Origin of the sequence: Pseudopedobacter beijingensis (genome assembly GCF_042678145.1) — a bacterium.
Taxonomy (GTDB): Bacteria; Bacteroidota; Bacteroidia; order Sphingobacteriales; family Sphingobacteriaceae; genus Pseudopedobacter; species Pseudopedobacter beijingensis.
The window spans coordinates 155,738-180,839 of the sequence record NZ_JBHUDG010000015.1 but is presented as its reverse complement, the minus strand read 5'-3'; the positions used below and the strand labels follow the sequence as shown (position 1 = coordinate 180,839).

The window sequence follows — 25,102 nt, the reverse complement described above, 5'->3', positions numbered from 1 at the left end:
ATGAAAAAGAAATATTTATATATAATGATACTTGCGGGTACGATTTTAGGGAGTTCATGTGCTAATAAACTAGACCTTTATCCATACTCTTCAGTGTCGCCGGATGCTAGTACCGAAAAAGATTTACCCGCACTACGTATAGGCATGTATAATAACATGCAGAACGATCCGGGAGTACATGCTTTTATCCTTTTTGATATTCTGGGAGGGAATTTACATACAGCTTCTGGGGCACCATTAGATCTTATAAACTCTCAATTAAGTCCTTTAGCAGGCGTGGTTTCTACTGGCTGGAATGGATATTATAGTGCGCTTTATCAGGTTAATAATGTGATTTCTATATGTGAATCCCTGGAATCCAATAGTGTCAGGAATACTGCTTTGGGAGAGGCGTATTATTTCAGAGCTTATATCTATTACAGTTTATTGACCAGATGGGGAGGTGTGCCTATTTACCGTAAAAATTCTCTTGAGAAATTAGCAAGAAATACAAACGATGAGGTATGGGCTTTTATAGAAGAAAACCTGACTGAGGCTGAGCAACTATTGGGCGAATCTTCCAGTTATTATTACGTGTCAAAAGATGCGGTATCTGCATTGAAAGCAAGGGTGTATTTGTATCGTGGAAATAAGTCGGCTGCGGCCACAATTGCAGAAAATCTTATTACTTCTGGTAGGTATAAGTTGGATTCCTTTGAGAAAATATTCAGAAAACTGGCTAATACCGAGATCATTTTTGCTTTTGAGAACAGAACGGAAGAATCTAAGATTAATATATCTGATTTGTTTTATTCTTATGCACATCCTAATAAAGGACAGGGAAACTACAGGGTTTTTCAGCCAATGGTAGATGCTTTTATTGGTTCAGATAAGCGTAAGGATATATCTATTACCAACATTGCAGGGACTTATTGCGTTAATAAATATCCTAGTGGGCAGACCGGGAAAGATCCGGTAATTATTTCCAGAGTTTCTGAACTGTATTTGATTAGCGCAGAGGCACAGGGTAGAACAACAGGTATTAATAGATTAAATGAATTACGTCGTTTTAGAGGCTTGCAGGATATATCTGTTAATTCTGATGAGCAGTATCAGGAAGCTATATTAAATGAAAGGAACCTGGAGTTATTTGGAGAAAATTTCAGGTATTATGATTTAGTTCGTACCAATACAGCGGTACAAAAACTGGGAATTCTAGATTACCAGACAGTATTGCCTATCCCGGGTCGCGAACTACAGTATAATACTAATCTGGTACCTAATCCAAACTATTAATCTTAAAAGGAGAATTCAGAAATGAAAAATATAAAATATATATTACTGCCATTGGGTTTCACCCTTTCTATGTTAATAGCTATAGGGTGCAGTAATAAAGAGGAGTTAATAAAACCATATGAACAGTATGTTGCTAATCCAAAAACAGCTGTTGCTACTAAAGTTGTAACCAATAGTGATTTAATAGCAAGTATTAATACAGATACAACTTATACTGTGGTTAATGGGGTTGAAGCTACAGAAATTCGTTATCTGTCATCTACAGGCTTATCTATGAAAGCTTTTGTATTTGAGATTGATTTAACCAATCAGTCAGTAAAAATAGAGGCTTCTACACCAAATAATGCACCGGCTTTTGGTATGCAGCCTATGACCAAGCAGGCAACTTATGCAGATAATCAGGGGCATAAAGTATGGGCTGGTATAAATGGCGATTTTTATAACATGGATACGGGAGTTCCCCAAGGGATTTTGTATAAACAAGGAATTGCTATAAAAACAACTGTTACAGATGCAATAAATACATTTTTTGCGATTACCAAAGATGGAAAAGCATTTATTGGCAATCAGCAAGATTATGCATTAGTTAAAAATAATATACAAGAAGCTATAGGCGGAAGAGTGGTCTTGTTAAAAGATGGATTGCCTGTAAGTCAGGCTGATAAGAGGTTAGAGCCAAGAACATGTATAGGTGTAAATAAAGAAGGAACCAAAGTGTATATGTTGGTGGTAGATGGTCGTAATTTTCATTATTCCAACGGTATGAATTATGATGATTTGGCCAAGTTTATGAAGGCTTTGGGGGCTTATCAATCTATAAATCTTGATGGCGGAGGTTCGAGTACCTTTTTTGTTAGAAACACACCTTCTTTTGATGCAGGTAGGTTTATGATAAGAAATTGGCCTACAGATAATGGAGGTAAAGAGCGCTCTGTTGCCAATGGTTTAATAATAGTGTCTTTAACTAATTAAGCTTGTAATTATGAAAAATAGATCAATAATATTGCAGCTATTGGGGTTGGCGTTATTTATGGTATGTATAGTTTCTTGTCGTAAAATAGATCAGGAAAGTTTCGTGCCCAAGCAACCAGAAATTAGTTTTTCTCAACAGGAAGTTAGTGTAGGTAATGATGTAGATACGATAGAAGTTGAATTGAAATCTAATTTACCCTGGAAAATAAAAAACAATGCAAACTGGTTGACTGTGTTAAACTCAAATGGTCAAGGAGATGATAAAGTTAAAATAGCCATCCAGAAAAATAAAACAACTTCAGTACGTAACGCAAAAATAGAAGCATACATTACGGATGATGCCAAAACAGAATTGAAGGTTATTCAAAGTGCCGGAGATCCTGCTCCTGATTATACCAGAAATTTTTATGTTAAAATAGATGGAGTGGAAGCTAATGATGGACTTTCCTGGAGTAAGCCTATAACATTGGATGCTGCGTTAGATAGGGCTCTAAGTGGGGATATAATCCACGTGGCTGCGGGAACCTATAAACCAACGGTAACTATTACGGGAGGAAGTGCATCTACAGAAGCCGATAAAACTTTTGAGATTGGAGAAAATGTGAAATTGATAGGAGGGTATCCGGAACAGGCTACTGCTGGAGCAGTTGCCAATCCAGTTACTAATAAAACTATTTTAAGTGGACAATTGAATGGAAGCAGAGCTTACCATGTTGTAACTATAACAGCTATTCAGGAGCAGGATAAGCAAGTAGTATTAGATGGTTTTATAATTAAAGAAGGACGGGCACACTCGGCTAACAGTTCTGTTACTATAAATGGAATAGCTGTTAATAGATCTTACGGTGGTGGATTGCTTATTGCAGGTAGTAAAGCAGAGATAAATAACTGTATTGTTACTGAAAATGAGACAAGTACTCATTGTGCGGGAGTATATTTAACAGGTAACTCTTATGCTGTGTTTAATAGAAGTTCTATTTCTAAGAATCAGGGATTAGCCGAAACCACTAATGGAGCGGGTATTTGGAATGATGGATCTACGTTATATATGTATGATAGTGAAGTTACAGCTAATAAAGCTGGAGGTGTGGGAGGTGGAATATATGCTATAAATACAGCCAGAACATCTTATAATTACCTGTTTAATGTTACTATAGCGAATAATGAAGTTGGAGCAACAGGAGTGACATCCAGAACAGGAGCGGGTATATACGCTCGTGAAAAATCTAAATTTGTTATCGTTAATTCTACCATTTACGGGAATAAAAATAACGGTACTGCTTTTGGAGCAGGCATTTCTCTGTATGGTGTTTGTACTGTAGATTTAGTGAATACCACTGTTTCTAATAATCAGGGTGGACAGGGTAATACAGCTACTATTGGAGGATCTGGTATCTACAATAATCCGGCACATGCTAACATATTAAATATTTATAATTCGATAGTTTCCGGAAATATAGGAGCGGCAATAGAAGTTGGAGGAACAAATAGTGCCCGCTCATCAATTATTGGAAGTGGCGTATTTAATTATGATGGTATTCTGGATGCAGGTAAGAATTTTGATCCTGCAAATGCTTTTAGTCCTTTTGGTAAATACGGAGGTTTTGGCCAAACTATTCCTTTATTAAATTTAGGAAGTGCTGCGGCTACATCAGGAATGAGTATATTGCAACTACAGATTCTTGCTTCAAACCTGGTTTTGGAAAGCGATCTGTTGTCGTCAGACCAAAACGGAAAAAGCCGTTCTGGAAAAACAGTAATGGGAGCTGCGCTTCCTTAATAAATTTAAAATAATATGGAGACTGTATCAAAAGTGAGAGATTTTTTATTTTTGATGCAGTCTCTCTCTATAAACCATTTTATGAAAGAACATTTTAAAGCAGTAATATCAATTTTTTTGTTTTTGTTGATTAGTAATGTCGTTTTTGCACAAAATGAAATTGCTATAATTCCTTATCCAAATGATGTGGAGCTAAAAACAGGAAAAACAGATTTACAAAAAGGAGTTTTTATAACTGGCAATTCTGAGCAGAAAGTTTATTTGAAAAAAATACTCAAGGATAGCGGGATTTCTGAGCAGAATGGAAAGAAAGGAATCCAGATAGATTTGCTACAGACCTCTACAATGTCTGGTAATCCGGAAGGTTATGAGCTTTCTGTTTCTAAAGGGAAAATAGCTGTTAAAGCTGCTACTGAAACTGGTGTTTTCTATGGTATTCAAAGTTTGAGGCAGTTATTACTTAAGTCTTCAGAAATTCCATGGTTAACAATTAAAGATGCACCAGCTTTTAAATGGAGATCTTTTATGCTGGATGATGCCCGATATTTTCAGGGAAAGGAAACAGTTAAGAAGCTATTGGATGAAATGGCTTTATTGAAAATGAATAGATTTCATTGGCATTTAACCAATGATGCGGGTTGGAGGATAGAAATTAAAGCATATCCTTTATTAACTCAGATAGGAGCGAAAAGAGATAGTAGCCAAATAAATGATAATGGGAAAAAATGGAAGAGTGAAATTTCTGATCACAAGGCTCATAGTGGTTTTTATACCCAGAACGATATCAAAGAAATTATTAACTATGCTGCTGAACGTCAGATTACCATTATACCCGAAATTAGTATGCCTGGGCATACTTCTGCAGCAATAGCTAGTTATCCCTTTTTAGGAACAACCAAGCAGCAGATTAAAGTACCTACACGTTTTGGAGTAGAAAGTGCAGTTTTAGATGTTTCGGACCAACGTGTTTACCAATTTATTCATCAGGTTTTAAAAGAAGTGTCTGAGTTATTCCCTTCTCAATATATCCATATCGGAGGTGATGAGGTAAAGTTTGATCAATGGAAGAATTCTTCATCAATACAACAATATATGAGTAAGCATGGGATTAAAAACTATTACGACCTGCATGTTTACTTTACTAATGAGGTATCCAAATTTGTAGAAGACTCTTTAGGGAAAAGAATTATAGGTTGGAACGAAGTATTAGGCAAGAATGTTCATGAGTGGGCTAATGAAGAAAATGCCAATACAGCATTGTCTAAAAAAGCAATTGTTCAGTTTTGGAAAGGAGACGCTAAAGATTTGTTGTTTGGAATAGACAAGGGCTATGAGATTATCAATTCTGACCATAGGTACACTTATTTAGATTATACATATAAACAAATAGATCTGAAGAAAGCGTACGGATTTAATCCTATTCCAGAAGGGTTAAATGCAGAACAACAAAAGTTAGTAATAGGTTTAGGTGCGCAAATGTGGGGCGAGTGGACTCCTACTTTTAAAGAGGTGTCTTACCAAACTTTTCCAAGAATAGCTGCTTATGCAGAATCTGGTTGGACCAACCCGAAGAATAAAAATTTTAAAAGGTTTGAGGAGCATATCCAATATCTGGTGAAATACTGGAGGATGAAAAACTATGTTTTACCAGAGCTTTAAATACTACTAATCATAAGTGTTCTTAATTGTAATCTTATATTAACAATAAACTAACATTATAAATAATACCTTTATCAGCATGAAAAGAAGAGATCTTTTTAAAGGCGGTGCCTTAGCTTTTTTGGGTGGCGCTTTAATTTCACCTTACGATACTATTGCTGGACTTGCCCCTAAGCAAAAGCTGGGAAAAACGGCAAAGAATATTATATTTCTGGTTAGTGATGGTATGAGCCTTGGTACCTTAAACCTCGCGAGCATGCTATTGGAGCGTAAGAACGGAAAAACAAGTAATTGGCTTTCTCTTTATCAGCAACAAGGTAAAGTAACCCGGGCATTAATGGAAACTGCTTCGGCAAATTCTTTGGTGACAGATTCTGCTGCAGCGAGTTCTTCGTGGGGTGGCGGGGTACGAGTGCCTAACGGGTCTTTAAATGTAAATGCAGACGGATCGGAAAACATGCCTATTTGGCAAAAGTTTAAAAAGGCTGGAAAATCTGCGGGAGTGGTTACTTCTGTAATGGCTACACATGCAACGCCGGCGGGTTTTTGCGTGAACAGTAAAAAAAGAAGTGACGAGGCGGGGATTGCTAAGAAATATTTGGAACTGGGGATAGATGTGGTGATGGGAGGCGGTTTAGAGAACTTTGATGCTAAATTAAGAAAAGACAAGCAGGATGTATTTGCAGATTATACTAAAAAAGGATATGCTGTGTGCAAAGATCGTCAATCATTACTTGCGCATACTGGAGTAAAGCAACCTGTTTTGGGAATTTTTTATGAAGATGCTTTGCCTTACGCTATAGACAGAGCTTCGGAAAAGGAATTGGCTGAAAAAGTACCTACACTTGCGGAGATGACTAAACAGGCTATTGCTACACTTTCGCAAAATAAAAATGGTTTTGTATTACAGGTAGAGGGAGGAAAGGTTGATTGGGCTGCCCATGCTAACGATACACCGGCTGCTTTGTACGACCAGATTGCTTTTGACGAAGCTATAGCTGTTGCTATAGAGTTTGCAGAGAAAAACAGAGATACTTTGGTAGTGGTAACTACAGACCATGGAAACTCCAATCCGGGTTTGTATTATGGTAGTAAAGCTGATAAGAATTTTGATCGCCTGCAAAAGTTTAAATACTCTAATAATTGGGTATTAAATGGCATAGGCAAAAGTACAAGTGCTTCGCAGTTAATAGAGCGCATAGAGTTTGCACAGGGATATGCTATTAAGGAGGAAGATGCCAAAGCTATTCTTAAGCATTATGAAAAACTTGATGAAGAAGGATTGTACAATCCGTATAAACTACCTTATAAGCAGTATGCGCAAATACAGTCGGAATACACTTCTGTAGGTTGGGGCGGAATACAACATACCGCAGATTATGTAGAACTGGCTATGTTTGGACCTGGAAGTGAATTGTTGAAACCTTTTGTTAAAAACATAGAACTGCATAACCTGATGCTGGAAGCTACAGGAGTGATGGTTTAATTTCTTCTGGTCTACGAGGAAATTCCGGCTATTAAGCAAGTGTAGTATATTTAAGTGAGAGACTATTTTGTGAATTTGCGAGAATGTCCTATAAAAGGCATTATCAATAGGTTTACAAAATAGTTTCTTTGTTTTAAAAGGGTAATGCATAGATAAATTATTGAAAATTCATGCTTCAGTAAACTCTTTTAGTTAAAAATGTGTCAAAAAAACTTATTGCAATCAATCTGTCGCAAAGAATAGAATATTCCCATAATTTTGTGCGAAACGATTGATTTATAATTGATAGACATGAGAAAGTTAATTTTTACAATTTTTATATTTTGTGCGTTAGCAGTAAATGCTCAAAATAATATTCCTTCTGCCCAAGTCGGACAAACTTATGGGGAAGTAATTACTGCGGATAATGCCATTGATTTAGGTAAATTATCTAAGGTATTGGCTGCAAGTGACACACCTTTTAAAGGGAAAATTGAAGGTAAAGTTGTTGAGGTTTGCAAGAAAAAAGGATGTTTTATAAAAGTAAAGCAAGCTGATGCTGAACCTATAATGGTTAAATTTAAGGATTATGGTTTTTTTATGCCCCAAGACATAGTTGGAAAAACTATTGTTATGGATGGTGAAGCCAGTGTTAAAGTAACATCGGTTGAAAGATTAAAACATTATGCTGAGGATGCAGGTAAGAGTGCTGAAGAAATCAATAAAATTACTGAACCTAAAAGAGCAATAAATATTTTAGCCAGTGGTGTAGTGGTAAAATAATCACTAACTATGTCTCATAGCTTATAAAGCAGGGAACAGGGGAGTTAAGGAGGAGGGGCTTTAGATTACCTCTTTTAAGTAAAAAATGCATACTCAAAAGAGGTAATCAAGGTTTGTGTTACCAAATTTTAACCCTGTCTTCAGGAGTTCTGTATAACTTATCACCAGGTTTAATATCAAAAGCTCTATACCATTCGTCCATATTAACCAAAGGGCCAATAGTTCTGTATTCTCCCGGAGAATGTGGATCAATCAGAATATAACGGGCGGCTGTTTCCGGTAAAATATTACCTCTCCAAACTTGTGCCCATGATAAGAAGAACCGCTGGTCAGGAGTAAAGCCGTCAATCTTCTCATAGCTTTGACCTTCTTTAGTCATTTTGAAAGCAGTGTATGCAGCATTTAAACCACCCAAATCACCTATGTTTTCCCCCAATGTTAACTCGCCATTAACGGCTATGGTATCCAATACCTTGTAATTATTAAATTGCTCTACTAGTTTTTTTGTACGTTCTTCAAACTTTTCACGGTCTTCTTTCGTCCACCAGTCATTTAAAGCACCTTTGGCATCGTACTGGCTGCCCATATCATCAAATCCGTGAGACATTTCATGACCAATTACCGCTCCTATACCACCATAATTTACAGCATCATCAGCATTGGGGTCAAAGAAAGGGAATTGCAGAATACCTGCCGGGAAAACAATCTCATTCATTACCGGATTGTAATAGGCATTAACCGTTGGAGGGGTCATTTCCCATCTTGTGCGATCTACAGGTTTACCTAACCTGTTTACCATATCTGCATAAGCCCATTTATCCGCATTAATCAGATTTTGAAAGTAAGTTTTCCTGTTTATGATTAGTCCATTGTAATTTTCCCATTTAGAAGGATAGCCAATTTTAGGGATAAAGGCTCTAAGTTTTTCCAGCGCTTTTTGTTTAGTAACATCAGACATCCAGTCCAGGTTGTTGATACGTATTTCAAATGCTTTGGATAGATTATTGATCATCTCATCCATACGGGCTTTTGCTTCTGGTTTAAAGTATTCTGAAACATATAATTGCCCTAGTAACTCCCCAATGTTTTGGTCGGTTTTAAAAGATATCTTCTGCCATCTTGGTGTAGGAATTTTTTGTCCGGTAGTTGCTTTTGTAAAATCAAAATTAGCCTTTACAAAAGCACTGCTTAAATAGGGGGCTGAGTTTTTAAGCAGATTCCACTTCAGGTAAATTTTCCAATCACTCAAAGACTTATTGTTTACCAGATTGTTGGCTTCTATGAAAAAGTCTGGATTGTCTACCAATACATGTTCCTGGTTTTTAATCAGCATTTTGGGTAATAATGTGCTGAAGTTTAATGTGGGAGCATCTTTGCTTAATTCCTTAATAGAAAGTTTATTGTATGTTTTCTGCGGGTCTCTAAGTTGCACACGGCTCAGTTGTGCTTTAGCCAATTCAGTTTCTATATTTAGTATGGTTTTAAAATAAGATTCTGCCGTTTCTTTTTTTACTCCCAGCAAGCCGAAAAGCTTCACTACATAGTTATGGTAGGCATCTCTTAATTGTACACTTCTGCTATCATCTTTAAGGTAATAATCGCGATCGGGTAAAGAAGTGCCGCCCTGTACAAGCTGAGCTATCATTTCTTCTGGATTTTTACTGTCCTGATCAACATAGAAACCAAACAGAGGCGACGCGATTCCCTGTGTTCTCAAAGATGCAAAAGCATTTACAATGCCTGCTTTATCTTTAATCTCATCAATTTGTTTTAAGTAGGGAAGAACAGGAGATACCCCCAGTTTTTCAATAGTTAGAGTGTCCATTCCGGCGGCATAGAAATCGCCCACCCTTTTTTCAATAGATCCTTCTTTTACATTTTTCTGATTTGCAGACTTTTCCAGTATTTCTTTTATAGCATTGATGTTGAATTCCTGTAGTACATTAAAAGAACCCCATGTAGTTTCTTTGGCAGGGACAGGATTGTTCTTTACCCAAATCCCTCCGGCATAGGTGTAAAAGTCATCTCCGGGTTTTACAGATAAATCCATATCTGCTCTGTCCAGAAATTTACGAGGTGTTTTGTCCGTATTTGGGCCGGTGGCAAAAGCACTAATGCTTACGCCAACACCTAATGTCAATAGTAGTTTTGTTTTCAGTTTCATTAATGTTGTAGCTAGTTTTGGAACTCTAAATTAAGGTTAAAACCGGTGAAATCATTATTTAATAACAAGCTTGTTACTTTTTAGTTAATAGTTTTTTAAATGAATATGGAGCAGGGTTTAATGTGTTTAATATCACGGGTTTTTAAAAATGTTAAAATCATCTCATAAACAGCTGTTTATTTTAAACTGAAACCGTATTTTTGCAAATTGTTAAGATTGAGTACATCATATATGAGCATTGCGAAGACATACAATCCGAGAGAAACCGAAGAAAAATGGTATTCCTATTGGTTAGAGAACAAATTCTTTAAATCTGAACCAGATGATCGAGAACCCTATACAATCGTAATTCCTCCGCCAAATGTTACCGGAGTATTACACATGGGGCACATGTTGAATAATACTATTCAGGATGTACTGGTCCGTCGCGCTCGTATGAAGGGTAAAAATGCTTGTTGGGTACCTGGAACTGACCATGCTTCCATTGCAACAGAAGCTAAGGTGGTGGCTATGCTTAAAGAAAAAGGCATTAGCAAAAAAGATTTAACCAGACCGGATTTTCTTAAATACGCTTATGAGTGGAAAGAGAAATATGGAGGTATTATTCTTGACCAGCTAAAAAAACTGGGAGCTTCCTGTGATTGGGATCGTACGGCATTTACAATGGATCCGGCTTTATCAGAAGCGGTTATAGATACTTTTATCCACTTGCATAAAAGGGGTTTGATTTATAGGGGTATACGTATGGTAAACTGGGATCCGAAAGGATTGACTGCAGTTTCTGATGAAGAAGTTATCCGTAAAGAGGTAAACCAAAAGCTTTACTACATAAAATATAAATTGGTAGAAGGAGATGGTTTTGTAACGATTGCTACAACCAGACCGGAAACCATAATGGCAGACGCTGCGGTTTGCGTAAACCCTGCAGACGAGAGATATCAGCACCTCCATGGTAAACAGGTTTTAATTCCTTTAATTAATAAAGCAATTACTGTTATTCCGGATGAATATGTGGAAACAGAATTTGGGACAGGATGCTTAAAAGTAACGCCAGCTCATGATTTGAATGATTATGAATTAGGGGTAAAACACCATTTAGAGGTTATAGATATTCTGAACGATGATGGTACTTTAAATGAAAAGGCTCAGATACTGGTAGGAGAGGATCGTTTTGCTGCAAGAAAGAAAATAGCAGTGCTGCTGGAAGAGGCAGGAGCTTTAGAAAAGATAGACGATTATAAATCGCAGGTAGGTTTTTCTGAAAGAACGGATGCGGTTATAGAACCTAAGCTTTCTTTGCAGTGGTTTTGCAAAATGGAAGAAATGGCAAAACCGGCATTGGAATATGTGCTTAACGGCGACGTTAAATTGATACCTGATAAATTTATCAATACTTACCGTCACTGGATGGAAAACGTGAAAGATTGGTGTATATCCAGACAATTATGGTGGGGACAGCAAATCCCGGCATGGTATGCGCCCAATGGAGACGTAGAGGTTGCTAAAACTGCCGAAGAAGCGTTACAGGCATTTAAAGCTAAGGGAAAACCTGGTTATGATAGTTTAACTGAGGCAGATCTTATTCAGGATGAAGATGTGGTAGATACCTGGTTTTCATCGTGGTTGTGGCCTATGTCGGTATTTGATCCATCCGTTATGGGAAATCCGAATGCTAAAGGGAATGCAGACTTTCAATATTATTACCCTACCAATGATTTGGTAACAGCTCCTGAAATTTTGTTTTTCTGGGTGGCAAGAATGATTATGGCAGGACATGAGTTTACCGGAGAAATCCCGTTTAAAAATGTTTACCTGACTGGAATTGTAAGGGATAAGATAGGACGTAAAATGTCTAAATCTTTAGGGAATTCGCCAGATCCTTTAGATTTGATAGATAAATACAGTGCAGATGGTGTGCGTGTGGGAATGTTGTTGAGTTCGCCGGCTGGAAACGATATCATGTTTGATGAGGGGTCTTGTGAGCAGGGAAGGAATTTTGGAAATAAGATATGGAATGCTTTCAGATTGGTGAAAGGTTGGGAGGTAGATGCAACTTTAGCTAATACAAATACAAAGGCAATAGCTTGGTTTGATGCCCGATTTAATGAAGCACTAGCTCAGATAGAAGCTAATTTTGATCAGTACAGATTGAATGAAGCTTTGATGGATTCTTATAAATTGGTGTGGGATGATTTCTGTGCCTGGTATCTTGAAATGGTAAAACCTGCATACCAACAACCCATAGATGCCGAAACTTATAAAGCAACCATAGGCTTTTTTGAAAGGATATTAAAATTATTGCATCCGTTTATGCCATTTATTACTGAGGAGCTATGGCATGATGATATATTTGGAAACAGAGCGGCTTCTGACTGTTGTATTGTAGCGCAAATGGAAGCGGCAGGCAATTATAACGAAGCTTTGTTAAAAGATGTAGAAATAGTAAAGCAGGTAATTTCAGAGATTAGAAATGTAAGAAATACAAAACAAATATCTCCGAAAGAAGCTTTGAAACTGTTTGTTAAAAAAGGTTCAGAAATTAATTTTGATAATTATAAGAACGTTTTGTTTAAACTTGGTAATATCAGCGAATTTACACAAGTAGATGAAAAACTTTCTGGATCAGCATCGTTTTTGGCAGGTAGAGATGAGTTTTATATTCCATTAGAAGGTAATGTAGATGTAGCTGCTGAAAAAGAAAAAATAGAAAAAGAAATTGCTTACTTGCAGGGCTTCCTGAAAGCGGTAAACGCCAAGTTGAGCAATGAAAGATTTGTGCAGAATGCAAAAGCTGATATTGTAGAGAACGAGAGGAACAAACAAGCTGATGCTGAAGCTAAAATTAAGATTTTAGAGGAAACTTTTAAAAGCTTATAAACAAATGAATAGTGCAAACAGGGCTTACTTAAGGCTCTGTTTGTATTTGCTACAAAAAATAAAAGGAGTGCTTGTAACTAACAAAAGCACTCCAATTAAACTATAAACCTAAACCAATTATGATATTTTTTGTAATGTATTTTGCGGAAGATATTGCCTTAAAAGTTCTTTAACTTCCCACCGTTTTTTCTCTGACCTGATAAAATCCAGCCTGATAATGTGCGGATGGAGATTAGTATCATAGATGATAACTTCATTAAACCGGGTTTCAAAATAGGCTATATTATCTAATGGTAACCTAATATTATCCTGATTGCTTCTTTTTTGCGATACACATATATGATTATCACTGATATGTAAGAAGCAAGTTTTTTTACGGCAGAGCAATATGCATATCAAAGAACACGGTATTAATACAGCAAACGCAATAAGTGTGCCTTTGTTTTCAAAAAGATTGCTACTTTTTAAAACAAAACCAATGTACAGCAATTGCGCCGCAGTGCTAAAGACAAGAAATCTAGTCAATAATCCGTTTTCTCTCTCAATAGTAACTGATTTTTGATTCATTTTCCATAGGGTTTAATTCCTTATACGAGGGATTATTGCCTAGGGTTTCGTAATTGTGTAATTTTTTTTCTTTATGGATGCTTTTTTCTTGTAGGGCTGACTTATTTGTAATCAGGAATGTCAGCTAAGAAGACATAGCTGTCGTTTAAATAGTCCATTTCGCAATAGAAATGTTCTAGTCCATTGGTAGTGATAAGATATTTAACCTGGTGGATAAAATTATATCTTGCGACCTGATCAAACACTTTTTGGTCTATCTTTATATGACTAGCTTTACATTCGACCAATATAAAGGGCTTTCCATGAATATCGTAAATTACAATGTCCGTTCTTTTTTGTAGTCGGTTTAAATGAAGACCACCTTCAAGCTTGATGAGCGATTTCGGGTATTTTTTGTGTAACATCAGGTATTGTACAAAATGTTGTCTTACCCATTCTTCTGGCGTAAGTACCAGATTTTTTTTTCTTATTTCATCAAAAATAAAAAGCTGTTGAGCTTTCTGTGTCAGCTTAAAAGGATAAGGCGGAAGGTTTAAAGGCTTCGGGTTAAACATATCGACAAAATAAAGCGCTAATTTTTAACAATCCAACTTAATTTTACTAATTATCTTTAATTTCGCCATAATGACAGCTGCAGAGATTATTAAAGATATAAAGAACAGAAAGTTCAGACCTATTTACCTTTTACACGGAGAAGAAAGTTATTATATTGATTTAATTGCTGATGCATTGGAAAGCTCAGTATTGTCCGAAGCCGAAAAAGGATTTAACCAGACTATTTTTTACGGTAAAGATACCGATGCGGTAAATGTATTGAATGCAGCCAAGCGTTTTCCTATGATGAGCGATTATCAGCTTATTTTGGTTAAGGAAGCGCAGGATTTAAAATTTGATAAAATAGCAGATCAGTTTCAGGCTTATTGCGAAAAACCTTTGCAAAGTACCATTCTGGTTATTTGCCATAAATATGGTAAATACGATAAAAGGAAGAAAGCATATAAGTTGATGGAAAAGAATGGGGTGGTGTTTGAATCTGCTGCAATTTATGAGAATAAAGTTCCTGCATGGATTGAAGATTTTGTAAGAACAAAAAACTATCATATAAATCCTAAGGCCTCTTTATTGCTTGCCGAATATTTGGGGAATGATTTAAGTAAGGTTGCCAATGAGCTGGAAAAACTAATGTTGAATATTGCGCAGGGGCAGGAGATAGGTACCAAAGAGATACAAGAAAACATAGGTATTAGTAAGGAGTTTAACGTATTTGAGCTGCAGAATGCTTTAGCGCGGAGAGATGTACTGAAGGCTAATCAAATTATCAATTACTTTGAAGCTAACCCTAAAGCCAATCCTATTGTGCTGGTAATGGGGAATTTATATACCTATTTCTCCAAAATATTAAAATATCATTATTTACAAGATAAAAGTCAGGCAGCCAGAGAGCTGGGTGTAAATCCTTATTTTGTTAAAGATTACGAAGCGGCAGCTAGAAATTATTCATGGCAGAAAGTATTTCAGGTAATTAGTGTACTCAGAGAATATGATTTAAAATCTAAAGGGGTTGATTCTACCGGTAATACCGAGCATGGTGATTTAATGCGCGAAATGGTCTGGAAAATTATCCACTAAAGTTTGATTTAATGTAAACATAAAACGTAGTTCCTGCATTTATTACGCTTTCTACTTCAATTTTGCCTCCCATAGCTTCTACCTGGTTTTTGGTGATAAAAAGTCCAATACCTTTGGCGTCTTTGTTGCCATGAAATGTTTTATACATTCCAAATAAATCAGAACCAATTTTTTCAATATTCATTCCCTGTCCATTATCCGAAATTTTAAGTATTCTGTATTTGTCTTTTCGGTAACAGTCTATATTGATAATAGGTTGTCTGGATGGGGCAGCATATTTGATCGAATTAGAAAGCAGGTTATATAATACACTTTCCAGGTATGCTGAGTTATAATCAATAAACAGTTCCTTATGTACATTATTAATTAACAAGACATTTTTGTACTTGATTTCCCTGTTGAGCATATCTTCTACTTTTTTGATGTAGCCATATAAATTATGGTTTTTAAGTTCCAGATTTTTCTTGTTTTGTATGGAAAGCACCTCGTTAAGATGCATGATGGTTTCGCTCAATTGCCTTGAAATGCTTTTAAGGTAACCAAACTCGATGTCTCTTTCTTCTGGAGATTCTGCATTTTCAATAAACTGAAGTAATATTTCCAGATTACTTGTATGGGTTCTCAGATTATGAGATACAATATAGGCAAAGTTAGAGAGACGGCTATTTTGGTTTTTTACCATTCTCATATGCTCTTCTAATTCTAACTCGCGTATTTTTCGGAGCGTAATATCGGCATGTGTACCTACCATCCTTACCGGTTGGTTGTTTCTGTCCCAGGCAATAATTTTTCCTTTGTAAAGTACCCATTTATAAGAACCGTCAAAGCATTTAACGCGGGCCTCAGTGGTGAAAATTCTGTTTTTTCCCCGAAGATATTTTAGGAAGTCTATTTTAAACATCTTAATATCTTCCGGGTGGATAAAGTTTAGCCAAAAGTCCAGATTTTCACTGGTTTCATGTGCTAATCCGAATCTTTCCAAAAATCTGCTGGATAAAAAAAGTGACTTTTTAGGGAAATTATAGTCCCAGATGCCTTCTTCAGAACTTTCGAGTGCAAAATGAAGACGTTCTTCTTTTTGTAAAAGTGCTCTGGCCGTTTTTTTTCGTTCTGTAACATCAGTGGTATATCCGTAACATATATAATTGTTATTGTCAAAAAACTGAGTTTTGGCAGTAGTCCTTATCCATCTGGAACCTTTAATAGGTAAATGTACCTGATAGTCAATTTCCCACTTATGAGAGTTCTTAAAAGTGCTTCTGGCTATTCTTTTGATCCTTCTGATGTCATTAGGGTCTATTCTTGTAAATAAAGTTTGCGCATCTTTCTGCACATCTTCTAGTTTAAGCTCAAATAGATCCCAAATTCCTGGGCTGGCAAAAGGAATACTTACTCTTCCGTTCTCTACGCAGCATTTAAATATAGCGCCGGGAAGTTCTGTAAGTAAAGGTTCTGGAATTTGTGAAAAAGTAGAGGTTTTATCCATTTACAGATTGTTGATTGTATTCTACAAGTTAACATTTTATTCGTATAATGAAAAATGTTGTAATATCTGTATTTGTATCACCTGTCTTTTGAGATGATTTAGGACCTCTGGGGTAAAAATATTAACATTATTGTTACATAAGTAAGTGTTTTTTTAATGAAGTAGATGATGTAATACTTATAGCCTTAAAATAAATTCAGTTTACTCTGAATGATTATTAGAGATGAATATTTAAATATGACAAATTTTATCTGTTTAAGAACTTATTGACAAGTTTATAGAGGAGGAGAAGCAAATGATCAGTATGTATTAATAGAGGGATCCAAGGGGAGCCTTCGCATTTTTTAATCGATATATGTACCAATGTCTTATGGTTTTATTACCTCGTTTTTGATGAAGTATAGTAGCTAGTTCAATGGAATGAAATAGATTATGGTATAATGCTTTTGGATCATCAAAATTATTAGAAGGAACAATGAAGTAGGCATCTCCACCACTTTTAATATTCCCTTCAATGACATTTAACCAAACAAACTTATGTAAATCACTCAGATTTCCTACGCCAATAGTAGGGATGTTTAGGGGCCGAGCAACATAAAAATATAAATGACCACCTGGAAACCATTTATTGATTAAAATAACAGCATCGGGATTCATTTTGTCTTTAATGACATCCTGTTCTCTAAATTTTGAAAAATCAATGCCCAGTTTTTCCCATCCTGTCATATCCAAAGAAAAATCGCCTTTTCCCAGTTCCTTTTTTTCGTTAGCTCCAGAAAGGTTACCAGGATATAAACGTATAAGTAACACTCCCGAAAAAAGAATTACTAAGGTGAAATACAAAGCAGAGTTTAATAAGGGCTTACTTATAGAGGTTCTGGTTTGGTGTAAATGCCAATCAATCCATGTAGCAGTTAAAAGCATAAATGGTATAAAACCCGGACCGCTCCAATGTGGTAATATAGGTCTGAACAGAGCTATTAATGTTGTAGCCAAAATAATAGGGATAGCACAGCAAAGTAACAATCGAACAGTATTCGCCGGTATTATGTTATTAGCCTTGCGCAAGGCTAATAACGCAATAGTGTATAAAACAATTAATAGGGGATTATTGTAAAATAACTGACCTGCTATTGCCGTGAATAAACTATTGAAATGTATATAATTGTCTTTTATATTTACCCTATCTCCATGAAACTTCCAGGTAATGAAATCATATTTTAAATTCCATAAAAAAATGGGTAGTATAATAATTATGGTTAAAAATATAGAAATGTAGAGTTGTTTTCTGAAAAGCAAATTTTTTTGGTAAAGCAAAATATAAATAACAAAGCCTAGCCAAAGAAAAACGCCATGAACTTTACTCATGATTGCTAAACCAATAAAAAAGCCAAGCCATATTAGAGTCCTACTGATTTTTTTTTCTTTATTCAGAATAATCTTTAACATACAGTATAAGCTGGCTAGCCAGAAAAATACGGCTGGAGAATCTGGAAGAATAAACAGCCCTGCAATAATGCTGGTATAGATGGATACATTATAGATAATGGCGGCAATAAAACCTGTCCGTTGATTGCGTAGTAAAGTGCCGGTACGGGCAATTAGCCAGGTGTTAATAGCTGCTATTATTATAGCTCCAAACCGCATAGAAAAGGTATTTATCCAATGTAGGTTAAGGGTAAAGAAGCGGATAACAATGCCAACAATAGGAGGGTGATCAAAATGATTCCAATCTAATTGAAGAGCATAGGTGTAATAATAAACTTCATCATTGCCTAATTCAACCAATAAGGCACATACACATCGTATAAGTGTTGCAAATAGAATTAACCAACGTAACTTAATCCTATATTCCACAGGTGGTGCAATTAAATGTAAACAATGAGTTTAAGGTAAAGTTCCATATAAATACAAAGGCAATAGCAATCACTTTGCTTAAGTAGAAGTTAAGACGTATTTTATTGTGAAGAAGATAGATTATAAAGGTGTTCAATAATAAACCTGTAAGGCTTACCATGAGAAATAGAAGAAATTGGTTGGTGATCTTGGGATTATTACTGGTAAATGTCCAAATACGATTAAGCAGATAGTTGTTAATTACAGCAATACAAAAACCTAATCCATTAGCTAAAAACTTATTGAAACGTAATTTTTCTTTGCAAAACCAGGTGACGGAAAAATCAAGAATTAGACCAATAAGTCCAACGATACCAAACTTGAAGATAATCTCCAATAATGCAGGCATAAGTTATAATTTAATAGAGGGACGTGGAAAGTTAGTCTTCAAAAGATTCTTTGAGGATAGGTAAGGAAGCAGCAATAGATATAGACAGGAAGTACTTACGCCGAGAAAAGAGCCAAACCAAATATCTTCTACAAAATGTTGTCCCAGATAAACTCTTGAATAGCCCGCTAAAAAAGCTATACAAATGGCAACAACTCCTAGTTTTTTGTTGCCCGAAAGAAGGGCAATGGTGGTAGCCATAGCGAATGCAGATGTAGTATGACCTGATGGAAAAGAGTTGTGGTGTGCCAAAGGTAACCATGGAACAATATGAAATGTAGATAGGTTTTCAAAAAACATGGCAGGACGATAAGCCTGGAAGGTGTTTTTTAAAACAGAACATATAAGCCCTGAAAAAACATAAGTACCCACCAGTGAAAATGCAATTTGTCTTTTTCTGATAAGATAGCATATCACAGCAGCAGCAATAACAAATAGACCATCTCCGGTGTAAGTACTTGCGGTAAAAAAGACATCGGCAAAAGGATGGTTGTTTGAGTTGATAATTTGAAATGAATACTGTTTTGGAATGCAGAAAGCTACTGCTGTAAGTAGTATAAACCATAACATAAAGCAGGTGAAAAAAGGCCTGTTGGTTGTGTAGAGATATTTTAAACGTTCCATAGCTAAAATAGTATGTATGTTTGAGGTTACGGTGTAAAAGTAAGAGAAGGGTATTACCAAATTGTTAGTTTAAATTAGGGATTTTGTTAATTTATGAAGAGGGGTTAAGAGCGCTGAATTAGAGAATGATGAGTTATTGAACTATAAACTTGTGAATGATAGACTAATGAACTATGAATGGAGAGAGGTGAATTTTGTATTGCCATTTTACAACAGGAAAAATAATTGATAGTATTTAGTGTATATATTTGATCCGAATTTATTTGTTCTAATGGAGGTTCTTTTCGTTTTGTTTTTTGTTGGTTTAATGGCTGGAGCAATGAATGCTGTTGCCGGAGGTGGTTCTTTTATTACTTTTCCGGCTTTGGTTTATGCAGGAGTACCGCAAGTCTCTGCTAATGCATCGAGTACGGTGGCGATTTTTCCTGCCAGTTTGGCCAGTGCCTGGGAGTTTAGAGAATATGTTCGCCCGTTTCCACGGGTTTCTATGTGGTCTATGATTGTGCTTACATTAATAGGAGGAGCTGTAGGGGCTTTATTACTTTTATATACGCCTGCATCAGAATTTAAGAAAATAATTCCCTGGTTGTTACTAATTGGTTCTTTAACTTTTGCATTTGGGAAGTCGGCGGGAGAGTATTTGCGTAGTAAATTCAAGATAGGTGGCGTATTGGTATTATCCGGACAGTTTCTACTAGGAATATATGGCGGTTATTTTGGCGGAGCTGTAGGTATTATGATGATGGTTGTCTGGAGTTTATTTGGCCTTACTGATATTAAAGTAATTAATGCCAATAAGGCATTATTTGTTGGTGTCGCTAATTTTATTGCAGTAATTTTATTTGTAATAGCGGGTAAAGTGGCATGGCCAGAAACGTGTACGATGCTGGTAGCTACAATTTGTGGTGGTTATTTTGGAGCTAAATATACTAAGCGGTTAAATCCGGATAAACTAAGGATGGGGATTGTTATATTTAATTTTTTGATTACTGCGGTTTTCTTTATCAAAACTTATGCGGTATAAATTATATTTGGGAGTATGGGGATAAATAGAAAAGATATAGGTTTTTGTAATTCAGATAGAGTAAGTTTAAAGTTTTATAACAGGCTTAAATTTATTGATTGGATAGATTTAAATTCCGTTAGAAGATTATACGGAAGCTATTAGTTTGTAGTTTTTTACTAAACAGTTTTAATGACTAAAAAAGTACTTGTAATTATTCCGTGTTATAATGAAGAGATATCTTTACCCGGAGTTATCGATGCTATTCGGCAGTTGGAAATAATCGAGAAATATGAAATAATTCCGCTTGTAATTAATGATTGTTCTAAGGATGAAACTTTGTCTGTAGCCCGTAGTTTAGGAATAAAAACGATAGATTTATCCTGCAATTTAGGCATTGGAGGCGCAGTACAAACAGGACTCAAATATGCATATCTCTATAACTTTGACTTGGCGGTACAAATGGATGGCGATGGGCAACACCCTGCTGTAGAATTAGAAAAGTTGTTACAGGCGTATGAAGTTTCAGCGGTAGATATTGTTATAGGTTCAAGGTTTATTGATAAACAAGGATTTCAGTCGTCTTTTATGAGAAGAATAGGTATCCGCTACTTCTACTTTCTCAATAAATTATTAACAGGTAAGCCCATATATGACAGTACCTCTGGGTTTAGACTTTTGGGAAAGAGAGCTATAGAAGCGGGAGCTTTTAGTTATCCAGATGATTATCCGGAACCAGAATCTTTGGTTATATTTTCTAAGTTAGGTTTAACAATAAAAGAAATTCCCGTATTAATGAATAGCAGAACAGGAGGGGTTTCGTCAATAAGTAATTCAAGGTCTATATATTATAGTGTCAAAGTAACTTTAGCTATGATTTATTCTTACATCCGTAAACCAAGATAGAAAAATGGAACGCATACAGATTATTACTATTACATTAAATTTTTTATTCTTGTTTTATGTATCCCGATTAATTATTAGAGGGCGATTAAGAGAGGAGTATGCCATTGTTTGGACTTTAACTACAATTTTATTGCTAATATTCTCTTTTTGGAAAAATGGCTTAACTGTGTTGTCCGACTTATTTGGGGTTTTTGTTCCCGCAAATCTGGTGTTTATGGGATTCATTTTTATTATTCTGGTTTATCTACTGCATCTCTCGGTAGTAAACTCAAAATTACAGAAGAATATTACAAAATTAACCCAGGAAGTAGCTTTACTCAAAGAAACTTTCGAAAGAAGTGAAGAAGTAAAAACCAGTAATGAAAATATAAAAAACTGATTGTGCTAAAATAAGCAGCGACAGTATAATTGATCGAAATTTTAATAATGGGTACCTTATTTACGAAGTAAGGTTTTACTCCCGTAATAATATTTAAAAGAAGAATACCTAGTAAGCTCAAATACAGAATGATGAACAGGAATATTATATTATTGGCAACTCTGCTCTTTATAGTTTTCATTGGCGTTTATGCCAATCATTTCTATAATGGCTTTCATTTTGACGATTCGCATACAATAGTAGATAATGTATATATACGCAATATTAAAAATATACCTGCCTTTTTTTTCCATCCAGAAATGTTTAGTGCCTCTCCCGCTCATTGGGGGTTAAGGCCTATGGTGACTACAACATTAGCTATTGACTACTGGTTAGGGAAAGGGTTAAATCCTTTTTATTTTCATCTTTCTACTTTTATATGGTATGGTTTGTTATGTGTTATGTTATATTTTGTGTACAAGCAGTTATTAAGCAATGCAATCAAGACTCCAGATGTTAAATACCTTTCGCTATTTGGAGTTGCATGGTATGCCTTACACACCGCTAATGCAGAAACTATTAATTATATTATTTCCCGGTCAGATGTCTTATCTACTTTTTTTATTGTGTCCTCATTTTTTATTTACATAAGATGGCCACATCTAAGAAATAAATTTCTATATATCATTCCCGCATTTATAGGCGTTTTTGCAAAAGAAACTGTTTTGGTATTGCTTATTATTTTGTTTTTTTATATTGTGTTGTTTGAAAAAGGGCTCTCGCTTCGGCAGCTTCTTACAAAAGAACATTTTCCCCAAATATTTAAAACCATAGGTCAGCTGTTTCCTTTATTGATTGTTGTGGGGATAACCCAAATATATACCTTGTCAAAAATAAATGCTATTGAGGGAATATCTAATCCTTTAGGCCCCTACGTACTTACGCAATCTTATGTTTGGTTACGTTATTTTATTGCTTTCTTTTTGCCGTTAAATTTAAGTGCAGATACAGATTGGACGGTAATCTACAATCCTTTTGATGAGAGAATTATCATAGGTGTTTCATTCTGTATAGCATTAATATGGAGCATCTTCAAAGCGTCTGAAAAAACAGCAACAAAACCCATAGCTTTTGGCCTCATCTGGTTTGCTGCTGCATTATTACCTACCTCTTTGGCACCCTTTGCCGAAGTCACTAATGATCATAGAATGTTTTTTCCATTTATAGGTTTAATGTTAAGTGTGGTTATGGCAATGGCGTTGTGTCTGGAAAAATATAGTTCTGTCTGGAAAAAGAATGTTTTTAGCCGGAGTTGCGTAATTTTTATAGCCCTTTTTATCGTAGGCTTAAATGCCTATGGTGTGTATCAGCGAAATAAGATTTGGAAAGATGAAGAAACACTTTGGCTGGATGTAACGGTAAAAAGTCCACTTAATGGGAGAGGGTTAATGAATTATGGATTAAGCCAAATGGCAAAAGGAAATTATAGTGTGGCCGAAGAATATTTTAATAAAGCATCGGTCTATTTGCCTTATTATAGTACTTTATATATCAATATAGGTATTCTGAAAAGTGCACTTAATTCCCCGGAGTTAGCGGAAGAGAATTTTAAGAAGGCCATATCTTTGGATCCGGGAGCTTTCGCTCCTTATGTTTATTATGCACAGTTTTTAAAAGATACACATCGTTTGGTGGAAGCACAGCAAATGGGAGAAAAAGCATTGGCTATTAATTCTTCTTCACTTTTTTTGCTAAACGTTTTAACAGAAGTTTACCAGCAACTTGAACTGTGGAATGAACTGAAAGAAACAGCAAAAAAAACACTGGTATTGTTACCTGGTGATGCCAAAGCTTTATCTAGTCTTGCTTTCGCAGAAGATAAGATGTCATTTAAAAGAGGAGATGTTTCAAAGGAAACGAAAGCTAAAACAGCAGCAGATTATCTTAACCAAAGTCTGTATTATTATAATAGTAAGGATTATAACAGTTGTATTGAGGCATGTCGGCAGGCATTAAAAATTAAACCCGATTATGCCGATGCCTATAGCAATATGGGAGCGGCTTATAATCAATTAAAACAATGGGATAAGGGGGCTGATGCTTGCAGAAAGGCCTTGTCTATTAATCCCGATCATCCATTAGCTAAAGGTAATTTGGAATGGGCTTTAAAACAACGTGAAATGTGAAATAAAAGCATTTTAACGAGTGATAAATAAGAGGGAGAGTTTGCTATTGAAAAATATAATAGTCTGTAGAACAGTAGTTTTTATTAATGAAGTCGGTTCGATGAATAAAATGGAATTATGAATCTAAACTATACTCCTACTGAAAGAATAAGGGTTGATGGACCTGTAGATCGTATTAAGTACATTACAACTGTCTGTAATCATAAAAAGGTACTTGATTTGGGGTGTTATGATGAAACAGCCCGTATTAAAGAATGTTCAGGTAATTATTTGTTTGAAGAGATATCTGTTGTCGCAGCTCACCATGTTGGGGTAGATAACTCGGTATTAATTCCAGATAAAGGGGTGTTCTTTGGGAAGCATACATATATTCTAAAAGGAGACATATATGAGCTCGGTAATATTGACTTTGGGAATATAGAATTTGATGTGATTATAGCAGGTGAATTGATTGAGCATCTGCCAGACACGCTTCGTTTTTTTACAACATTAAAAGACCTTTTTCCTGGAAAAAGACTAATCTGTACAACACCAAATGCCACGTCTTTCTCTAATATGGTACTTTCGTTTGTAAACAGAGAGTCAGCACATAAAGATCATTTACAAGTGTATTCTCTAAAAACATTAAACACATTGTGTAATCTGTCCCATTTTCAGGAATGGAAAATTATACCTTATCATGTCAGGTTCACAGAGATGATTATGCAAGCGTCAAGCGGAAAAAAGCAAATGGTAAAAATGAGCCAGACCCTTATTAATGGAATTGAAAAGCTGTTTCCTATGACAGCAGGAGGTTATATTATAGATATTGTTTTATAATTTATATGATTTTGGTAAAACAACAGGTCTGGATTTATTTTCCTCACTTTAAGAGCCTAATTTGAACTTATGAGATAAGTTTTAAAAAAGGTCTAATATTTCAATAATGCTTTTTGCGAAAACGAAGCTGCTGATCTATTTTATAAAAATCCGGATGAATGTTCGTGTCTGTTTTTTAGGTATTTATTCTGTTTGTTTATAATCTTCGTAGTTGTATTCTTCGGGAGCAAAAAGAAGGTGTTTTAGGTGTATACCCTGATCTATG

20 protein-coding genes are annotated in these 25,102 nt (G+C 35.5%); 13 read left to right on the top strand and 7 right to left on the bottom strand.

Going from position 1 to position 25,102, the window contains the following annotated elements:
* From ACFSAH_RS10285 to ACFSAH_RS10260, 6 genes are all read left to right on the top strand, one after another.
* A complete protein-coding gene (locus ACFSAH_RS10285) occupies nucleotides 1–1,275 on the top strand; it encodes a RagB/SusD family nutrient uptake outer membrane protein (RefSeq protein ID WP_379662644.1) in 1,275 nt (424 codons plus the stop codon).
* Nucleotides 1,276–1,296: 21 nt separating this feature from the next.
* Entirely contained in the window at nucleotides 1,297–2,247 is a 951-nt protein-coding gene (locus tag ACFSAH_RS10280; protein ID WP_379662643.1) for a phosphodiester glycosidase family protein, read from the top strand.
* A gap of 10 nt (nucleotides 2,248–2,257) precedes the next feature.
* Nucleotides 2,258–4,027 carry a BACON domain-containing protein gene (locus ACFSAH_RS10275; RefSeq protein WP_379662642.1) on the top strand — a complete coding sequence of 590 codons (1,770 nt, stop codon included), beginning with the start codon at nucleotides 2,258–2,260 and terminating at the stop codon, nucleotides 4,025–4,027.
* A gap of 81 nt (nucleotides 4,028–4,108) precedes the next feature.
* Nucleotides 4,109–5,686 carry a beta-N-acetylhexosaminidase gene (locus ACFSAH_RS10270; RefSeq protein WP_379662641.1) on the top strand — a complete coding sequence of 526 codons (1,578 nt, stop codon included), beginning with the start codon at nucleotides 4,109–4,111 and terminating at the stop codon, nucleotides 5,684–5,686.
* 79 nt (nucleotides 5,687–5,765) lie between these two features.
* Nucleotides 5,766–7,172, top strand: a complete 1,407-nt coding sequence (locus tag ACFSAH_RS10265) for an alkaline phosphatase (RefSeq protein WP_379662640.1) — start codon at nucleotides 5,766–5,768, stop codon at nucleotides 7,170–7,172.
* Between the two features lie 291 nt (nucleotides 7,173–7,463).
* Entirely contained in the window at nucleotides 7,464–7,934 is a 471-nt protein-coding gene (locus ACFSAH_RS10260) for a DUF4920 domain-containing protein (protein WP_379662639.1), read from the top strand.
* 118 nt (nucleotides 7,935–8,052) lie between these two features.
* On the opposite strand, the gene ACFSAH_RS10255 is transcribed toward ACFSAH_RS10260, so the two are convergent.
* Nucleotides 8,053–10,098, bottom strand: coding sequence for a M13 family metallopeptidase (locus ACFSAH_RS10255; RefSeq protein ID WP_379662638.1), 2,046 nt, complete (start codon nucleotides 10,096–10,098; stop codon nucleotides 8,053–8,055).
* A gap of 231 nt (nucleotides 10,099–10,329) precedes the next feature.
* Here ACFSAH_RS10255 and ACFSAH_RS10250 point away from each other — a divergent pair, with 231 nt between their 5' ends.
* Nucleotides 10,330–12,975, top strand: coding sequence for a valine--tRNA ligase (locus tag ACFSAH_RS10250; protein ID WP_379662637.1), 2,646 nt, complete (start codon nucleotides 10,330–10,332; stop codon nucleotides 12,973–12,975).
* Between the two features lie 117 nt (nucleotides 12,976–13,092).
* On the opposite strand, the gene ACFSAH_RS10245 is transcribed toward ACFSAH_RS10250, so the two are convergent.
* Together ACFSAH_RS10245 and ACFSAH_RS10240 are read right to left on the bottom strand one after the other, a co-directional pair.
* Entirely contained in the window at nucleotides 13,093–13,542 is a 450-nt protein-coding gene (locus ACFSAH_RS10245; protein ID WP_379662636.1) for a hypothetical protein, read from the bottom strand.
* 101 nt (nucleotides 13,543–13,643) lie between these two features.
* Nucleotides 13,644–14,096 carry a type I restriction enzyme HsdR N-terminal domain-containing protein gene (locus ACFSAH_RS10240; protein ID WP_379662635.1) on the bottom strand — a complete coding sequence of 151 codons (453 nt, stop codon included), beginning with the start codon at nucleotides 14,094–14,096 and terminating at the stop codon, nucleotides 13,644–13,646.
* A gap of 70 nt (nucleotides 14,097–14,166) precedes the next feature.
* Here ACFSAH_RS10240 and holA point away from each other — a divergent pair, with 70 nt between their 5' ends.
* Nucleotides 14,167–15,171: a DNA polymerase III subunit delta gene (holA, locus tag ACFSAH_RS10235; protein WP_379662634.1), complete on the top strand. Its 1,005-nt coding sequence runs from the start codon at nucleotides 14,167–14,169 to the stop codon at nucleotides 15,169–15,171.
* Here the strand turns inward: holA and ACFSAH_RS10230 are convergent.
* The 4 genes from ACFSAH_RS10230 to ACFSAH_RS10215 all read right to left on the bottom strand — a co-directional run bounded on the left by ACFSAH_RS10230 (nucleotide 15,161) and on the right by ACFSAH_RS10215 (nucleotide 19,565).
* Nucleotides 15,161–16,657 (bottom strand): sensor histidine kinase, encoded by a 1,497-nt coding sequence (locus ACFSAH_RS10230; protein ID WP_379662633.1) that lies wholly within the window; start codon nucleotides 16,655–16,657, stop codon nucleotides 15,161–15,163. The two genes, holA and ACFSAH_RS10230, sit on opposite strands and share 11 nt — an antisense overlap.
* Before the next feature lie 309 nt (nucleotides 16,658–16,966).
* On the bottom strand, nucleotides 16,967–18,514 hold the full coding sequence (locus tag ACFSAH_RS10225; protein ID WP_379662632.1) for an ArnT family glycosyltransferase: 1,548 nt from the start codon (nucleotides 18,512–18,514) through the stop codon (nucleotides 16,967–16,969).
* Nucleotides 18,504–18,902 (bottom strand): GtrA family protein, encoded by a 399-nt coding sequence (locus ACFSAH_RS10220; RefSeq protein WP_379662631.1) that lies wholly within the window; start codon nucleotides 18,900–18,902, stop codon nucleotides 18,504–18,506. Before ACFSAH_RS10220 ends, ACFSAH_RS10225 begins: the two co-directional genes overlap by 11 nt.
* Nucleotides 18,903–18,905: 3 nt before the next feature.
* On the bottom strand, nucleotides 18,906–19,565 hold the full coding sequence (locus ACFSAH_RS10215; RefSeq protein WP_379662630.1) for a phosphatase PAP2 family protein: 660 nt from the start codon (nucleotides 19,563–19,565) through the stop codon (nucleotides 18,906–18,908).
* Between the two features lie 271 nt (nucleotides 19,566–19,836).
* Here ACFSAH_RS10215 and ACFSAH_RS10210 point away from each other — a divergent pair, with 271 nt between their 5' ends.
* From ACFSAH_RS10210 to ACFSAH_RS10190, 5 genes are all read left to right on the top strand, one after another.
* On the top strand, nucleotides 19,837–20,589 hold the full coding sequence (locus ACFSAH_RS10210) for a sulfite exporter TauE/SafE family protein (RefSeq protein WP_379662629.1): 753 nt from the start codon (nucleotides 19,837–19,839) through the stop codon (nucleotides 20,587–20,589).
* Between the two features lie 171 nt (nucleotides 20,590–20,760).
* Entirely contained in the window at nucleotides 20,761–21,474 is a 714-nt protein-coding gene (locus ACFSAH_RS10205; RefSeq protein WP_379662628.1) for a glycosyltransferase family 2 protein, read from the top strand.
* Nucleotides 21,475–21,478: 4 nt separating this feature from the next.
* Nucleotides 21,479–21,853, top strand: a complete 375-nt coding sequence (locus tag ACFSAH_RS10200; protein ID WP_379662627.1) for a DUF2304 domain-containing protein — start codon at nucleotides 21,479–21,481, stop codon at nucleotides 21,851–21,853.
* A 128-nt stretch (nucleotides 21,854–21,981) separates the two neighbouring features.
* A complete protein-coding gene (locus ACFSAH_RS10195; RefSeq protein ID WP_379662626.1) occupies nucleotides 21,982–24,018 on the top strand; it encodes a tetratricopeptide repeat protein in 2,037 nt (678 codons plus the stop codon).
* Nucleotides 24,019–24,135: 117 nt separating this feature from the next.
* Nucleotides 24,136–24,837: a class I SAM-dependent methyltransferase gene (locus ACFSAH_RS10190; RefSeq protein ID WP_379662625.1), complete on the top strand. Its 702-nt coding sequence runs from the start codon at nucleotides 24,136–24,138 to the stop codon at nucleotides 24,835–24,837.
* The last annotated feature ends 265 nt before the right edge of the window (nucleotides 24,838–25,102 follow it).

Excerpts from the sequence above, each read along its gene's own strand:
- ACFSAH_RS10245 (WP_379662636.1), bottom strand. The coding sequence starts at position 13,542 with ATGAATCAAAAATCAGTTACTATTGAGAGAGAAAACGGATTATTGACT.
- ACFSAH_RS10250 (WP_379662637.1), top strand. The coding sequence starts at position 10,330 with ATGAGCATTGCGAAGACATACAATCCGAGAGAAACCGAAGAAAAATGG.
- ACFSAH_RS10270 (WP_379662641.1), top strand. The coding sequence starts at position 4,109 with ATGAAAGAACATTTTAAAGCAGTAATATCAATTTTTTTGTTTTTGTTG.
- ACFSAH_RS10285 (WP_379662644.1), top strand. The coding sequence starts at position 1 with ATGAAAAAGAAATATTTATATATAATGATACTTGCGGGTACGATTTTA.
- ACFSAH_RS10195 (WP_379662626.1), top strand. The coding sequence starts at position 21,982 with ATGATGAACAGGAATATTATATTATTGGCAACTCTGCTCTTTATAGTT.
- ACFSAH_RS10240 (WP_379662635.1), bottom strand. The coding sequence starts at position 14,096 with ATGTTTAACCCGAAGCCTTTAAACCTTCCGCCTTATCCTTTTAAGCTG.
- ACFSAH_RS10190 (WP_379662625.1), top strand. The coding sequence starts at position 24,136 with ATGAATCTAAACTATACTCCTACTGAAAGAATAAGGGTTGATGGACCT.
- ACFSAH_RS10220 (WP_379662631.1), bottom strand. The coding sequence starts at position 18,902 with ATGCCTGCATTATTGGAGATTATCTTCAAGTTTGGTATCGTTGGACTT.
- ACFSAH_RS10260 (WP_379662639.1), top strand. The coding sequence starts at position 7,464 with ATGAGAAAGTTAATTTTTACAATTTTTATATTTTGTGCGTTAGCAGTA.
- ACFSAH_RS10265 (WP_379662640.1), top strand. The coding sequence starts at position 5,766 with ATGAAAAGAAGAGATCTTTTTAAAGGCGGTGCCTTAGCTTTTTTGGGT.
- ACFSAH_RS10230 (WP_379662633.1), bottom strand. The coding sequence starts at position 16,657 with ATGGATAAAACCTCTACTTTTTCACAAATTCCAGAACCTTTACTTACA.
- ACFSAH_RS10200 (WP_379662627.1), top strand. The coding sequence starts at position 21,479 with ATGGAACGCATACAGATTATTACTATTACATTAAATTTTTTATTCTTG.
- ACFSAH_RS10210 (WP_379662629.1), top strand. The coding sequence starts at position 19,837 with ATGGAGGTTCTTTTCGTTTTGTTTTTTGTTGGTTTAATGGCTGGAGCA.
- ACFSAH_RS10205 (WP_379662628.1), top strand. The coding sequence starts at position 20,761 with ATGACTAAAAAAGTACTTGTAATTATTCCGTGTTATAATGAAGAGATA.
- ACFSAH_RS10275 (WP_379662642.1), top strand. The coding sequence starts at position 2,258 with ATGAAAAATAGATCAATAATATTGCAGCTATTGGGGTTGGCGTTATTT.
- ACFSAH_RS10255 (WP_379662638.1), bottom strand. The coding sequence starts at position 10,098 with ATGAAACTGAAAACAAAACTACTATTGACATTAGGTGTTGGCGTAAGC.
- ACFSAH_RS10215 (WP_379662630.1), bottom strand. The coding sequence starts at position 19,565 with ATGGAACGTTTAAAATATCTCTACACAACCAACAGGCCTTTTTTCACC.
- holA (WP_379662634.1), top strand. The coding sequence starts at position 14,167 with ATGACAGCTGCAGAGATTATTAAAGATATAAAGAACAGAAAGTTCAGA.
- ACFSAH_RS10280 (WP_379662643.1), top strand. The coding sequence starts at position 1,297 with ATGAAAAATATAAAATATATATTACTGCCATTGGGTTTCACCCTTTCT.